Origin of the sequence: Mariniblastus fucicola, assembly GCF_008087665.1 — a bacterium.
Lineage (GTDB): Bacteria > Planctomycetota > Planctomycetia > Pirellulales > Pirellulaceae > Mariniblastus > Mariniblastus fucicola.
Map to the genome: position 1 here is coordinate 1,840,875 of NZ_CP042912.1, position 15,129 is coordinate 1,856,003.

The 15,129-nt window shown below is 53.1% G+C and carries 13 protein-coding genes; 7 read left to right on the forward strand and 6 right to left on the reverse strand.

Translation table 11 applies throughout. The features are described from left to right. Positions 1-13: 13 nt before the first annotated feature. Both MFFC18_RS06780 and MFFC18_RS06785 read right to left on the reverse strand, forming a co-directional pair. Positions 14-481, reverse strand: a complete 468-nt coding sequence (locus MFFC18_RS06780; protein WP_075083188.1) for a hypothetical protein — start codon at positions 479-481, stop codon at positions 14-16. A gap of 22 nt (positions 482-503) precedes the next feature. After that, the gene (locus tag MFFC18_RS06785) at positions 504-1,100 is read right to left on the reverse strand and encodes an RNA polymerase sigma factor (protein ID WP_075083189.1); all 597 of its coding nucleotides are present in this window, start codon (positions 1,098-1,100) and stop codon (positions 504-506) included. A gap of 200 nt (positions 1,101-1,300) precedes the next feature. Here MFFC18_RS06785 and MFFC18_RS06790 point away from each other — a divergent pair, with 200 nt between their 5' ends. Then, a complete protein-coding gene (locus tag MFFC18_RS06790) occupies positions 1,301-2,020 on the forward strand; it encodes a hypothetical protein (protein ID WP_075083190.1) in 720 nt (239 codons plus the stop codon). Continuing rightward, a complete protein-coding gene (locus MFFC18_RS06795; RefSeq protein WP_075083191.1) occupies positions 2,017-3,648 on the forward strand; it encodes a cyanophycinase in 1,632 nt (543 codons plus the stop codon). Before MFFC18_RS06790 ends, MFFC18_RS06795 begins: the two co-directional genes overlap by 4 nt. Before the next feature lie 140 nt (positions 3,649-3,788). Here MFFC18_RS06795 and MFFC18_RS06800 read toward each other — a convergent pair whose 3' ends face one another. Continuing rightward, positions 3,789-4,391, reverse strand: coding sequence for a PEP-CTERM sorting domain-containing protein (locus tag MFFC18_RS06800; protein ID WP_084416922.1), 603 nt, complete (start codon positions 4,389-4,391; stop codon positions 3,789-3,791). Between the two features lie 782 nt (positions 4,392-5,173). On the opposite strand from MFFC18_RS06800, the gene MFFC18_RS06805 reads away from it, so the two are divergent. The 3 genes from MFFC18_RS06805 (at position 5,174) to tyrS (ending at position 7,996) form a co-directional block, all read left to right on the forward strand. Continuing rightward, positions 5,174-6,166, forward strand: a complete 993-nt coding sequence (locus MFFC18_RS06805; protein ID WP_162273913.1) for a DUF1559 family PulG-like putative transporter — start codon at positions 5,174-5,176, stop codon at positions 6,164-6,166. A 46-nt stretch (positions 6,167-6,212) separates the two neighbouring features. Next, positions 6,213-6,611, forward strand: coding sequence for a hypothetical protein (locus MFFC18_RS06810; RefSeq protein WP_148618691.1), 399 nt, complete (start codon positions 6,213-6,215; stop codon positions 6,609-6,611). 104 nt (positions 6,612-6,715) lie between these two features. Further along, the gene (gene tyrS / locus MFFC18_RS06815) at positions 6,716-7,996 is read left to right on the forward strand and encodes a tyrosine--tRNA ligase (protein WP_075083256.1); all 1,281 of its coding nucleotides are present in this window, start codon (positions 6,716-6,718) and stop codon (positions 7,994-7,996) included. Positions 7,997-8,156: 160 nt separating this feature from the next. On the opposite strand, the gene MFFC18_RS06820 is transcribed toward tyrS, so the two are convergent. The 3 genes from MFFC18_RS06820 to MFFC18_RS06830 all read right to left on the reverse strand — a co-directional run bounded on the left by MFFC18_RS06820 (position 8,157) and on the right by MFFC18_RS06830 (position 12,312). Further along, complete coding sequence (locus MFFC18_RS06820; RefSeq protein ID WP_157665074.1) at positions 8,157-9,206, reverse strand: polyprenyl synthetase family protein; 1,050 nt, start codon at positions 9,204-9,206, stop codon at positions 8,157-8,159. 10 nt (positions 9,207-9,216) lie between these two features. Further along, on the reverse strand, positions 9,217-9,693 hold the full coding sequence (gene moaC / locus MFFC18_RS06825) for a cyclic pyranopterin monophosphate synthase MoaC (protein WP_075083194.1): 477 nt from the start codon (positions 9,691-9,693) through the stop codon (positions 9,217-9,219). A gap of 183 nt (positions 9,694-9,876) precedes the next feature. After that, complete coding sequence (locus MFFC18_RS06830; RefSeq protein ID WP_075083195.1) at positions 9,877-12,312, reverse strand: hypothetical protein; 2,436 nt, start codon at positions 12,310-12,312, stop codon at positions 9,877-9,879. Between the two features lie 97 nt (positions 12,313-12,409). On the opposite strand from MFFC18_RS06830, the gene MFFC18_RS06835 reads away from it, so the two are divergent. Further along, the gene (locus MFFC18_RS06835; protein WP_075083196.1) at positions 12,410-13,735 is read left to right on the forward strand and encodes an AGE family epimerase/isomerase; all 1,326 of its coding nucleotides are present in this window, start codon (positions 12,410-12,412) and stop codon (positions 13,733-13,735) included. Beyond that, positions 13,732-15,129, forward strand: a complete 1,398-nt coding sequence (locus tag MFFC18_RS06840) for an ArnT family glycosyltransferase (protein ID WP_075083197.1) — start codon at positions 13,732-13,734, stop codon at positions 15,127-15,129. The genes MFFC18_RS06835 and MFFC18_RS06840 overlap by 4 nt, the downstream gene beginning before the upstream one ends.

Consider the following 15,129-nt stretch of genomic DNA (forward strand, 5'->3'; position numbering starts at 1 on the left):
AGCAAGTTTCCAATCAATCGCCATTGGGGTCAACCTTGTGGATGGGTTTGCAAACTGCAGTTCCTTCATCGCAAAAAGCATATTCACCGCTATCGCACGAGATTTGGACGAAATTTCCGGACTTGGTCGGGCACTCGATGAACCAAACACTCTTTCTGTTCAGGTGGTTGTCTTTGGCTTCATCCGAAATCACGAGGTCCAGGCGGTCCTGATCGCTATACAAAGTGTTGCAGTGAAAAACTTCATAGTTGAAAAAGAACTGCGGCGACCTGTGCTCATTAAAATGTTTGAACACCGTAATCGTTGCGTAAGCATTCGCAGGCAGCCAAAACGCAACCGATGTATCACCGGCTATCGATAACGCGAACTCAACGATCGAAGCAATATTGTCACTAAATTCAAACGCGTCGGGATAGCCGTGGTCCGCGATAACAACGCCGCGAGGTTTGTCTTTGACAGGAATCGAGATAGTAAAGGACATTCAGTTTTCTCCATGGTGGGACTCACCTGTCCAAATGTTTTTGGAGCTCGGCAAGCGATTGGTCGTAGGAATACCGGACCTGGTCGTAACTCAACGACATGCAGATCGCGATCTGCTTCAATGTGAGTCCTTCGACGACGCGAAGGAGTAGTACCTCTTTTCCCCGCTTGTCAATTCGGGAGTTCATGGCTCTCTTTAGCCGTACGTGTTTTTCATCGTTCTCGAAAATCGAACTGGCCGTTTTCGACGTGCCCCGAAATTCGTTAGGTGGCGTACCTGCGCCGTCATTCTTTCGAAATCCGTTTGCCGGAAAGCGTTTCCTCGCGTTCCGATGCCGCTCAAGATTGCTCAACCGGTTCCTCGTGGTAACACGAACCCATTGCTCAAACGCAGCACGAGGTTCAGAGGCTTCGGCCTGGCTGAAATGATTGATCTGTCTCAACACGTGAACCAACGTTTCCTGATACAGGTCAGCGTGGCTCAGTTCCGGATGTTGCCTCAGCCCGTATCTTGAACACTCTCGCTGAATCAAATCCGAAAACTCAGCTACAATTAACTCGACTGCTGAACTTTCACCTTTTTGAGCATTGACGATCGTGCTTCGAAAGGAGTCAGGCATCGATTCTTCTTCCTTGCTATTACTTAAAGACACCGAACGGTGCTGAGGCGGGGAATGTTAATCATAAAATAAGTGCATCCTTATCACAAAGATAATCCCGGCGCATATCCTCCCTTCGAATTGGCCGATATGGCCATGCGAGCTGCGTTTGGTGGGAAGTTTGTTTGGTTGTTATCCAGAAAGTTTTGAGAGTGCGTGATATGGAAGATCCAGCCAAACCCGTTTCGGTGGCCGTGTGTGCGACGGTCGTTGAGGCTGACGTGCTTAGGAATGCGTTGGAGGAGCAGGGCGTTTTCGCGACTCTGGATGGAGCCGCGCTCAATACGACGTTTGGCTTCGCCGCGGGACCTGTAATTAGTGGCGTGAAAATTCTGGTGCGTCAGGAAGATGCCGATGACGCTGCAGCGATCATTCAGGCGACCCGGGACTCGTTTACGGCACCAACGAAAGATCCCTGGTTCTGCGGCAAGTGTTTGGAGGAAGTCGAAGGCGGCTTTGATGTCTGTTGGTCATGTGGGCTGGCTCGGGCGGAAGTCCAGGCGCCGTTTCCCGCAACCGCCGACGCTGTCGAGATTCTGGCATTGCCGAGGGTGGATTCGGATCGACTTGGCCGACAAAGCGACAATCCGTACGAGTCACCTCGAGCGATTGGATTGGCGGAACGCGATGAGGAGGAAGTCGACCCGGATGTTGTTAGTGCTGAGTCGCAGATGATTTTGGGAATGCTGTTCGCGATCGGTTGCTTGCTGATTCCCGTCCTGCCGGGGTTGGCCGCGATCTTCGTTTTTCACGGGGTATTCAGGAAGCGTTTGCCACTATCGTGGAAATCAAAGTTTACTTTTTGGTTCAGTGTGTTCATCCTGGTCACGACACACCTCGCGTGGTTGTGGGTATGGCAAGTAAGCGGATTGCGGCGATGAAGAATCAGATATTCAGTTTTCCCATTGCCGTTCCTGCGATCGTTGCTCTTGTGCTGCTCGTGTCGACCAATATCTCGGTCGGCCAGTTGGGCCACCAGGGAAAGCTCTTCTTGCACGGTGGTGGAGGCGTCGATGGCACGATCTCGTCATTCGTCGAATCGGCCGGCGGAGCGGAGGCTCGGTTGGTCGTGATCCCAACGGCCACTTCCGATGACAATCTACCGACGGAAGCCGAGCTGAAATCCAGGTGGCGGAAGCGAGGCATCGAAAATGTCGAGCTCTTGCACACTCACGATCGCCAGACCGCGGACTCTCTCGAATTTGTGTCGCCGATCGAGAAAGCGACCGCAGTGTTTATCAGCGGCGGGGTTCAGCAGCGACTTGGTGATACTTACGTCGGAACTGAAACCGAGGCGGCGATGAAACGGCTGCTCCTTCGCGGCGGTGCGATCGGTGGCTCATCGGCGGGTGCGGCAATCATGTCCAAAGCGATGATCGCGAGCGGCGGAACGGTGCCGAAGATGAGCACGGGCTTCGATCTCCTTCCAAAGGGAATCGTTGATCAGCATTTCCTGAACCGTTCGCGGCTCAATCGTCTAATGAACGCGGTTCGAGAGTCCAACGGTAGAACGGGCGTCGGAATCGACGAACGAACCTGCCTGGAAATTTCTGGCGATCTGGCAACGGTTCGCGGCAGGGGCTTTGTGACGTTGGTGCGTCTTGTCGACGACCAGGTTTCCGTCGAGACGTTTCATGACGGCGACAGTTTTAAGCCAGGCGACTTCGGTATCGTCGATTCTTCGCGTGATGGTGTGCTGAACCTTGATGTTCGGGGAATCCGAGAGCTTTCAGCCAGTGGACGTCCACTCGAAAAGTTGGTCTCTGAATCGATTGCGAAATCATTGAAGCTTCGCGATTCGTTTCTGCAACAGACCGATTCGGAAAGTCGCGCCGCGGTCCTTGAAAGACTTGCACTTCGTTTCGCGGATCAATACCGGCAGCATCACCGTGGAGAATCTCCGGACCTTTTCGATTTTTCCAGCGTAGATTTCGAGTCCGCCATTCGTGGAACGTCCGAATGTCCGACAGCCACGGAGGTTTTCGGGCCGTTCGAGGGCAAATGGTACGGACGATGGGCTGACTTCGACGTCGATCATCATTGGAGCCGTGTTTTCGAGCCGGACCAGCATTCCCTGGCTGCTGACTTGTCCGCGTTTCAAGTCGGCTGGCAGTATGCGTGGATTGGAGACGGCTACGGAGTCAATCATTGTCTCGGCTTCGACGAATCGGGCCGCAGTCTTCGGTTTCTGCTTGGTTATACCGAGCATCTGCAGGACGGCGATTTCTCGAAAATCGTCTCCCGTCGCCCCCACGTTGGAATCTACGCCGGGCCAGGCAGGCTTATATGGATCACGGCTGGCGAGGTGTTTTTTGAAGAAGCGTTGGCTAACAAGGACGGCCGATTTGAATCGTATTCCATCATTGGATTCAACTACGATTCCGATGAAACGGGTTTAACGGTCCAAGATGGGTTCGTGACTGTTTATTCTTCGTCCGAGAGTCGCCGCGTTCCGTTTCGCGGCTATAAATTTGCCAGCCCGATCACTGAGCCCGCGACCAGTCGATAGGTTCACGGCCATGTGGCCTGCTTTCGATGCATTGTTCATGCATCTTTGCCAACGCAAAGCGCATAGAAAAAGCCGGACTTCGAAAAATCCGGCCTTCAAGTATCTAGCGCAAAGCTGAGCTTAATTCGAAAAGCTGAGCTCTAGCGACGACGGCGAAGGAATCCTGCACCAAGGACAAGTCCCAGGACAGAAAGTGCTCCAGGCTCAGGCACTGCAGTGATCACAGTGTATGTTCCAAGTGGAGTCAGCCCGGCGATGTCGTCAGATGTGTCGGCTGGATAATAAAGATCTCCAGAAGAGGACCCATTTACCATGTCGTCATAGTCGACGCTGTCCAGAGTCCAGGTTGCCGTACCGGTGAAAGCAACTGAACCAGTAGTGAATGTGCTGGTTGCGTCATTCGTCCAAGACCAGAAGTTCAATCCAGTGTCGGTTCCTCCGCCACCGCGGAATAGCTCAGGAGAGCCATCGGAAGTCGTGCCAGCACTTACGAGATCACCAGAAACAAGTGTGGCCGTGAGCGCATCACCGGCAACGCCGTAAAAGTTGTCGAAATAGATTCCAGTCACGTCTGTGTCTGAAGCGTCGATATCCGAAAGACCAGCAGTCGCAGTGACGGTGACTTCATTGTCGACGGTCAAGTCAACGATGAGTAGCGTGTCCGCATTGCTCAAAGACGGGGCTAGAGCGAATGCAGTCAAGGCAGCACAAAAGCAAATTAGCTTCTGAATTCTTCCCTTCATGATGTAGTTCCTTGTAAAAGACGAGGTTGAATAAATTGACTGAGCCAATAGTGGAAGTGCCCCCAATATATGCGGGACGTGCGGCCTTTACCGATTCTTCATGTTATTTTTCATGTAAAATCGTCAAAAAATGAAAAAAGTCAGTTGATCATCTGAGATTCACAGTCACAGACAATCACGCCTTTAATCAAGATTTATGCGTAGCGATTCGGCGATGTTCATTCTTAGACACCGCTGAGCCCGAATGTCGTGTGTTAATAGCACCTTGGGTGCGAACAGATTCACAGAATTGACTGTGGAATTCTCGAAAGTGTCCCGGTTGAGATGGCTATGCTGCGTTTCGACGGCCAATTAGGGAAAACATCAGCTGTATCCTCCAAAATTGCGCGGATGAATTCGAACTGTACTTCTTGAATCGGTGGCAAGAAATGTGAGGGCGTACTGTACGGATCGCGTCGCCGGCTCGGTGCGGACGCGTGCTATGACAGGCAATACTTACGGCTTCTTCTCGACGCCGGTGTATCGATAAAGATGAAGCGGATAAGGTGTCAAACCGTCAATTTGCCGAGCTGCGCAAATATGCCGCGGAAGCTGATTTCGATCCGCTGGAGGTTCGATTTCGCACGATTCGCGTGCCTTTTGGCGGGAGATTCACGTCGGTTGCCGGTTTTGCCCGAATTTGCCGAACCCAAAAACAAAAGATCGTTACGTTGACGATAGAGTGTGTAATAATGGATAGCGAAACTTTGTCCCCGCTTGAATTTAGAGCCAAAGTGATGGAAATGAAACAACAGAGACTGCGTGGTTTCACGCTTGTTGAGCTGCTGGTGGTGATTGCGATCATCGGAATTCTGATCGGGATGCTTTTGCCCGCCGTTCAAAGCGTTCGTGAAGCGGCTCGCCGAACGGAATGCATGAACAATCTTCGTCAAATTGGTTTGGCGACGATTTTGTTCCACGACGCTCACGATTGTTTTCCGCCTGCCAGGACCGCGAACTCCAATCAGGTGTTGCCGCTGTTCTCAAGAAACGGTCCGGATTCGTGGTACGTCAGAATTTTGCCATTCGTTGAGCAAGGTAATCTCTACTCGCAATGGGATCTTACGTCAAAGTATTCTGCTCAACCGGAAGTCGCTGTTTCAACGCCAATTGGTACTTTCCTTTGCCCTTCACGTCACTCCATTGACGACGCCAATGCTCCTGACTCACTCGTGATCAGTGGTGGAATCGGAGGTTGCGGATGTGGTACTTCGATCGACACCGTTTCTGGCGGTGCTGTTGGAGACTATGCCGGAAACCATGGTGATCCTTCGCCGGGTTCCAGTGGAGCCGCGTCTGATTTTTACAATCCAGGAAAAGGCACCGGAGTGATTGTCACTGGCAAGCCTTTGCTCAATGAGGACACCACCATCACGGGTCGTTGGGCAGACAAAGTCGGTTACGTTCACGTGATTGACGGAAGTAGCAACACGTTCCTTGCGGGCGAAATGCACATTCCGAAGGGCCAATTGAACAAGACGCCTTACAACGGGCCGCTGTTCAACGGGAATGAGCTTGACGGCCATTCGCGGCTTGGTGGGCCTGGTGTTCCGATTTTGACTCGCGACGATCCACCGGGCGGCACGTTGCTTGGTTTCGGAAGCGATCACCCTGGGACGTGCAACTTTGTGCGTGCCGACGGCAGCACGGGTGCGGTTAGCAATGATCTGGATTCGATCGTTCTTGCCAACCTTTGTCATCGTGGAGACGGGGAAGTCGTCGGTGAAGTTGAGTAGAGTTAACAACTGGCCAATTCGTTTTGCAATTGGTTTTGCGATCCTCGTGATCTGCACAGTCGTGATTGGCGGCTGTGGTGATGGTGGACGACCGTATCACGCGGTTCGCGGGGTTGTAAAATTCAACAAGGACGACTCGACGGCCCGCTTTGGTATGATCGAGTTTCGATCCGAGTCGGAACCGATCGTGACAGCCAGATCGACGATCAATAAAGACGGCACTTTTTCGCTCAGGACCGGCGACCGGGAAGGCGCTGTGGCAGGGTGGCATACCGTCGTCATCATGCAGTCCGTGCAGAATCTTCACGGCAAAGTCAAACACGATCATGGGCTTGAGGCTGCAAGCAAGTACCTTGATCATCGCAAGACGGATCTTCGAGTCGAAGTTACAGAAGCTACTGCTGAAGAAGATCTCATCCTGAAGATCGACCATTTGCCGAAATAGTGTCCGCTCGATTTTTGGTTCAATCCTGAACCCGCATGGGCGAGTATTGCTCATCGAGTTATATTGCTTCGCTCAAAGCCCGCAATTTTCAACTCGACAAATCGATGACCGACATTTTCGCTGAACTTCAGTGGCGTGGACTGATCCACCAAACCACCGCCGACGATGCACTCCCAAAATGGCTCAACGAGGCCCCAAGGACGCTCTACGCCGGGTTCGATCCAACGGCGGAAAGTCTGCACGTTGGCAGCCTGTTGCCGCTGATGATGTTGCGTCGATTCCAGAAAGCGGGGCATCGTCCGATCGCCCTGGTCGGTGGCGCGACTGGAATGATTGGAGACCCGAGCGGCAAGAGTGCTGAACGGAACCTGTTGGACGTTGATCAGCTCGCGGCAAACATCGCGGGGATCGAAGTTCAGATGCGGCACTTGCTGGATTTCGATTCCGGAGATTGCGCGGCCGTGCTGGTCAACAATAACGATTGGATGAAAGGGTTTTCGTACACGGACTTCTTGCGAGACGTTGGCAAGAATTTCCCGGTCAACGTGATGCTCGGGAAAGATAGCGTCAAGAGTCGACTGACGAGCGATGCAGGGCTCAGCTACACCGAGTTCAGCTACATGTTGCTCCAGGCCTATGACTTTGTTCGCCTCAATCAGGACCACAATTGCGAGTTGCAAATCGGTGGTAGCGATCAGTGGGGGAACGTAACTGCGGGCATCGATCTTGGCCGTCGCATGCTTTCAAAACAGTTTTACGGCGTGACTTGTCCGCTGCTCACGAAGTCTGACGGAGCCAAAATGGGCAAGACGGAATCAGGAGCAATCTGGCTGTCGGCCGAACGAACGTCACCGTACCAGTTCTTTCAGTACTGGCGCAACGTTGACGACGCGGACGTGGACAAGTGCCTCAAATTTCTCACGGAGTTGTCGGAAGAAGAGATCACGGCGTTGGCAGAATCGCGAGAGGCTGATGCTGCGAAGCGCGAGAGCCAAATTCGTCTGGCGGAAGAAGTTACGACGCTGATTCATGGCGAAGACGGGCTTAGACGAGCTCGTTTGGCTTCGGAAGTTCTGTTCGGTGCGGAGATTAGCGACCTGTCGGACACGGACCTGAACGAGATCTTTAGCGACGTTCCGAGCGCCGAGTTTTCGGCTGCAACGCTTGAAGCAGAGGGGTTGGGGCTGATTGATGCACTGGTTTTGGCGGGACTTTGCAAAAGCAAGGGCGAGGCTCGCCGCGCGATCAAAGAAGGCGGTGTATATGTCAATAACGTCCGCCGGGACGACATCGAAACGAAGTTGACTTCGGCGGATAAAGCCAGCGAATCCATTATCGTGTTGCGCCGCGGCAAGAAGAAGTTCGCGTTGATTAAACTTGTTTAAAGTAGCTCGATCTGTCCCAGATCGACCGTATGTCCCCAGTAAGTTGCTCTGACCCAGATTGAACGCATGGTCCGAAGCAGTAGGGCGGTCTGTCCCAGACCGACGAATCGGCTCCAAGTGCCTTGGTGAGCAAACGCCGACTTACAGCAGCTGCGGGACACTAAAAAGTCCGTTTGAGCATCATCTGGCCGATCGCGCCCAGCGACTTGGACGCATCACTTTCAGGCAACGCCGCAGCGAAACCAACCGCACGCTCTGCGATCGACTTGGCGACGCCGCGAGCGTAATCGATCGAGCCCGTTTCCTTTAGAGCCGAAACGACCTCCGCCACCGAAACCGTTTCCGCATTCAGCATCGTCAACAGCGAATCGCGACCCTTGCCTTCGCGTGTGGCGAGAGCGTGAATCACCGGCAGCGTGACCTTTCGGTTCTGCAAATCAGTCCCCAAAGTTTTGCCGACGGTTTCCGCATCGCCCACCAGGTCCAGAACGTCATCGATGATCTGAAACGCGACGCCAAGGTCACGACCGAAAGACTTGAAACTCTCAATCGTTCCAATGTCAGCCCCGGAAAGAACCGCTCCGATGCCGCACCCGGCCGCGCACAGCTCGCCGGTTTTTTCAGAAACCATCTGCAAATAAGCTGGCTCGTCGATCGAAAAATCTGACTGCCAGGCGTTCTGCTTGATCTCGCCTTCGCAAACCAGATTGCTGGCCTGAGCCAACATTTTGATTGCTTCGATAGAGTTCGCTTTGCTGCCAACCGAGAACGAATGCGTGAACAGATAGTCACCCAGCAAAACGCCTGGCCGAGTCCCAAATTTTGCGTGAGCGGTTTCCTGGTGCCGTCGGGTCTTGGCGTCGTCAAGCACGTCATCATGGATCAGTGTCGCCAGATGAATCATTTCCAGAGCCGCCGCCGCGAAAATGTGACTTTCGGAGACCGTCCCGACTGCTTTTCCGGTCAGCAGCAACAGCGCCGGACGCAAACGCTTGCCACCAAGGCTTCGGCTGTGGCTAAGCAACAATTCAACTTCCGCGGACGAGTTCTGCAGCTCGCTCGAAATCGTGGCTTCTACATGCGAAAGCTCGTTCGCGATCACGCCGTAAACATTGAAAAGCGAACTTTCGGTGCCCGCGCGGCCGTTACCAGAAAGGGCCACACCGACTTCGGGTTCGTTTGAAACTGATTGTCCGATTACGTTCGACACGCTGATTCCTTCAACTGCGGACAAAGTCGCCTGACTTGCCACCGGTTTTGCTGACCAACCCGATCTCCCGGATCGTCATATTCTTGTCGGCACTTTTGCACATATCGTAAACCGTCAGTGCCGAGACCGAAACGCATGTCAGCGCCTCCATTTCGACGCCCGTCCGATCGGTCGCTCCAACGGTCGCCGTGATCGTCAGTTCATTTTCACTCGTGAACTCAAATTCGATGTCCACCGAATCGACGTGGATGCTGTGACACATCGGAATCAGATTCGGAGTCTGTTTCACGGCCATGATCCCGGCTACCCGAGCCACGCCGATGACATCGCCTTTGGAAAGTTCGCGATTCTGAATCAGAGCCGCCGTCTCGTTTTTCATCCGCACTGATCCCCGCGCCACAGCGACTCTTCGCGAGTCATCTTTGTGGCTGACGTCGACCATTCGGCTGGAGCCTTGGTCGTCGAAATGGGTCAGCGGCTGAGTCAAAACAAAACATCTTTCTGGTGGTTTAACCGGTTAACAGTCGCACAGAATAACTCAATGATGCCTCACGCTGTAGCCGGATTGTCGCACTCAAGAAAAATGGGCCCGCGAACGCACCGTTTTTTAGCGAAAAAGTGCCCGAGAAGCGTCGCTGGAATGCAGTGCGACATTTTGGCCGCAGAAAGTTCACTTGAGATACTTGTCATTGCATTGCTGGCGCACTCGTTCAACGTGCTGCAAAAAGTCTTCTGGGATCTGCCTGTCGATCGCCGCGACGGACTCAATTTCAACGCCGGGAACGGCGAGTCTAACCGTTTCGTCCAGTTGTTCCACGCTCGGGCCACCAAGCTGTATCGCTGAAATCAACGTAATCTTTTCAAGACCTTCGTGAGCCGCCAGATCCACGAGCAACTGGTCTTTCGGCGGTTCCAGTAGGGGAATGATGATATGCTTCAATTTCGGGAAATTCGCAGCGTTGAAGCCAACGGTGCTCGAATTAATTTGCAGCGTCTCAAGTTGCTTGAGCTGACTTAGCCCCGCCATGTCCCAGCTGGCAATCCACGGAGGAAGGTAGAGTTCGCGAAGATCCGTTAGCTGGTTCAGCTGTGAAAAGTCGATTCGCCCATCGGGTCGCTCAAAATTGTAGTTGACTTTCGACCAGGAGTTGTCCAATGAAAGCGTTTGAAGTTTTCGGTGCACCGAAATGTTTTCCAATATCTCCGCGTCAAACAGGGGCAGGAAAAGTTTCGTGATCGGATCGCCTCGACGGCTGTCGTCATAAACGAAGTGGCGATCGCGGAGGCTGTCGTCATCGAGGTCGACAGGAACACGCGGAGTAACCTGTTTGTCGTTGACCCACGATACTTGCATGGCCGCTTTGCCGCCCACATATAAATCCCAGAACAGTTCTTCACTAGCCAGCATCACGCCCGCGTTGACATTACTGTTGAACAGAAGGTTTAACTTCGGTGCCGCCACTTTTTTGGAGTCGGGACTCATGGGGAGATCGGCCGAGTCGAAATCAATTGAGCCAAGTTGAACTTTCGACAGTTCGCTGGATCCGCCCAGTTCTCTGACGAGAGCGAGGTTGGCTTGCCAGCAGGCCAGCGAAATTTTTCCCGGGCGGGCGTTAATCGCGTTCGCAATCGCCTTCGCATCCTCGCTGCCGTTGCCGAATTCGCTCATCAGGATCTCTACTGCCGCCAAGTCTTTGATCGCGTCGAAAAAGTTGACGCATTCTCCGTTGGGAACGGAACTCAAATAGTAGCGAGGGACGATCGAAGCCGGCCACGTGTGTTGCTCCGGTACGAAATGGCAGTTTTCGAAATAGATGTACTGTAGCCCCGTGTTCTTTTGGGCAATGGTCAGGCTCGCGAGCTGACTGGTAGAGATTTGGCTGTCTTTGATTTTGATTGCCATCAGCGTTAACGGTTCGAGCTCCGACAAGTCCACCGAATCCGGCATGCCGGAGATCGTAAGGATCATCGGAATGTCAGGAAGCGGGTTGGTCGTGAAAAAATCATCGACGTCAGCTCCGTTCTCAAAAACGACTTCGCAACTTGACCGGCGTGCATACTGAGACTGCATTCTGACGCGAACCGATGGATGCGAGTCCAGATTTTTCACCTTTTTGGCGATCCCGAAATCGAACCGATCGAGACTGAACAACAACGAGCCAGTGTCATAGTTGCTGTGAACCCAAATTGAAGTTCCCAACAGGCCCATCGCAATCAGAACCAACCATCCAGGACGCCAGTCAGCTTTTTCTTTCGTGTGACCGACAAGAATCCAGACCGTCATGAAGGTGGCAAAAACGCCAACCCAAAGAGTCGCCGCCATGGTCGGATCGACTTCGGCTTTCAACTCAACAGCCACCCACTGGATGCCCGCGAATACAATCGCGATCGTAAATGCGAGCATCACGCCCGCGCTTTTCAACGTCGAGAAACGACAGGCAACCGCGAAAGCGGCTATCGAAAAGATCGCTGCCGCAAACAGTTCGACTTTGCCGCCCAGTAGCTGGCTGGCAAAACGTGAGCCGACGCCGTTGATCGAAATCTGCACAACAAACAAGCACGCCGCCAGAATCGCCATGGCTCTGAACTGACCTTTGGGCTTCTTGCCGATTTCGGATTTCGTTTCAGATTCAGCTTCGGTTCCATCTTCAATTTCGGCCAAGGGCTGCGATCGAGAGGCGACTTTTCCAATTAACCGATCAAACACAAAAGAAAGCGCGAACGAAATCACAAACATGGCGGCGGCCGAAGCAGAAAGCGCTATCGCCGCGTCCACGAACTCGCCGTGGTAGAGCTCCCTCATCTCTCCGCTGGCTCGGTAGACCCTGCGGTCGGTCAGCCCCGTGAGGTCGTAGGAATCCGATACCCACCACGCAATTGCGATCGCCAGCAAAGGCGAAACGCCAGTCAGAATCTGTCGCTTGGTCCCGGCGATGGTCGCGGTAAGGATGATAAGCGATGCGAACACTGCCAGGAACGCGTTGGCCGTCGCGGCACCGCCCCACCCGAACATTTCGATCCATGCACTGGGGACAAAGATTGCCATGGAGTACAAAATCGCCAGCAGCAAAATCGTACGATCTGGTTGCGTTGGAATGAGTTTCATTGCCGCGATTCTAGCGTATCGACGCCGTCGCGTTTTAAAGTTCGACCGCTCGTACGCCTTCGGTTAAAATCTGTTTCCACCAACCCGAAAGGCCACCATGTATCACGTTGCGATTCCGCGATCCTCACTCGCAATTTTTCTATTGATTGCCGTTCTGACGACATCGGGCAGAGCTCAGGATACCGCCAATGGCGACCTGACTGCCCTCGCGGATCAATGCGATGCTCATCTTCGAAAGTCGATCGTTGACTTTTATCTGCCGCATTGCGTTGACGAAAAAAACGGCGGCTATTTGGAGACGATTGACGCAGAAGGAAAGTTTTGCGAATCGGAGTACAAGTTTCTGACGCTGCAGACACGGCAGATGTGGTTCTTCTGTCAACTTGTCAAAAACGACATCGAAAAAGAGAAAGCGTTGGCCGCCGCGAAGTCTGGCTTTGACTTTTTGCAAACGCATTTTCTGGACAAAGAAAACGGCGGCTATTTCAGTCGCGTCACGATGGACGGTGGAGAGTTTGATACGCGAAAGCACATCTATTTGAATGCGTTTGCGATGTACGGACTTGCTGCCTACTACAACGCGACCGGCGACGGCGAGGCGCTGGCTGCGGCGTTGAATCTGTTTGAGAAATTCGAGCAGAAAGCCTACGACAAACAGAATGGCGGCTATCGTGAATTCTTTTACGCGGACTGGACGGAGATCACGGATCCGAACGAGCCCAAATTTGTCGGAGAGGTCGGGACGAAAACTTACAACTCACACTTGCACATTCTTGAGGCCTTCACCGAACTGTTTCGGGCCGCGCCGAGCGATCGGCTGAAGGAGCGTATCGCGGAACTGATCGTGATCAACACGTCGACCGTTCGCCACCCGCAACATCCTTGCAACATCGATCGGTGGACCAACGATTGGCAGATGGTCAAGGAGGACTTTAACTTGCGAGCCAGCTATGGGCATGACGTCGAATGTGCGTGGCTGGTGTTCGACGCGGCCAGAGAAATCGGTTGGTCGATCAAGCCGCTACAGAACTGGGCCGTGGCGACGGTTGATCACAGTATCAAATTCGGATTCGATGCTGAGCACGGTGGATTTTACTATTCCGGGCCTCTGGGTGAAGCCTCGGACGACACCAAAAAGGAATGGTGGACGCAGGCAGAAGCTTTGGTTTCGATGCTGGAAATGTACAGACTGACCGGTGACGAAAAGTACATGGACGTGTTTCACAAAACGTTTGCTTTTGTCGAGCAATATCAAATCGCTTCGGCTGAAAACGGTGGTGGCTGGTGGGCGAGTCGACACGCGGACGGAAGCACGCATGCAAATACTTCGCGAACGTCCACCTGGCACGGCGCCTATCATAACGGTCGCGCTATGATTCTGTGTGGCGAATTGCTGCGTGAAATGGCTGTGAAACAGGAATGAGAAAGGCGAGCGACCAGTTGTCAGGAGATGATCCATCCTTTCGGATGAAGGTATTCGCGATCGCGTTCGCGGCAACGTTTAGCGTTTTAATGATTTGGACAGCGAGTCGCGGCGGTGAGCAGGCGGATCCGCCTGCGCCCTGGAATGTTGATGGAATTTTCTACGACAACATTGCCTTCAATATCAACCGCGGCAAAGGCTTTGCAGTCGACCTCGATGTCGAGCCCTGGCGCGATTCGTACTTGCAGTCTTCGCCCCCTGAGAGTGATCGCGTGGATCTGGACTACGGTTGGCTGCGTCCCGTCAAAGGCACAGGCCCGACAACGCTTCGTTCGCCAATGTACCCCTATGCGTTGTCGTTGATTTATCGCACCTTCGGTCATCGCTACAACGTTGCCCGGATATTCGGATGCATTTTTGTAGGCCTTGGCCTTGCGCTGCTGCTGACGTTTTCTGCGTCGCGCTGGGGTTACTTTGCAGCACTTACGTCCGGGACAACATTGGCTTTCGACTACTCGGTGATGAATTCAGCAGGAACATTGGCGACAGAGTCTCTGGCGATACTCGTTTTTGCGACAACGTTCGTGCTGGTTGTAAATGCATACGAACGTGCATCCGTTTTGCTGTGGGCGATTGCAGGCGTCAGCTTTGCGGCGTTGATGCTGACCCGAGGAATCTGGAGCCTCGGGTATTTGGTTTTGGTCGTTTCGTTGATTGGGTTTTGGGTTCCTGCTATTCGAACTCGGCTGAATTTGTTTGAGCAAAAGCACCTCTTCGCGTTTCTTGCCGCGGCAACCGTGTTCGCTATGCCTTGGTGGATTCGAAATTGTCAAACGACTGGCCATTTCACTCCGTTCGGCACCGCAGGCTCCTGCGGGTTCGTCGCCGCGTATTGTGATGAGTCACTTGAGAACTTTGGACATTGGCAAGAAAAAGTTTTCAACCAGAACCAGATCGAAGTTCAAAAAGACGTCGATATGGAAACGATCAAGCTTGCCGATCTTGAATACATAACCGGCCAGGAAAGTATGCGAAAAACAAAGGCCTGGTGTTTAGCGAACTGGAACTTGATTCCGCAATTGATGGGGTATCGCGGATTTAGCCATTGGGGTTTCTCCAACACATCAGTTTCACTTCCATTGCAACTTGCCAACATTTGGTTAGTCGTCATTGGTCTGATTGGTTGTACGTTTTTCACCGGTAGGTTGCGAGGCGTTTTCATCGTCGTTCTGTTGCTCGATAGCCTATTGGTCATGCTTACTTGGGAGCATTTAGGACGCTATGCGATACCGATTCGACCCGTGGTGCACCTTGGCTACGGGTTGGCTATCTCAGCGATAGCGAGCAAGTTCATGGTTCGATTCGATCGGAGGACCGCAGCAGACAAGGCGTGA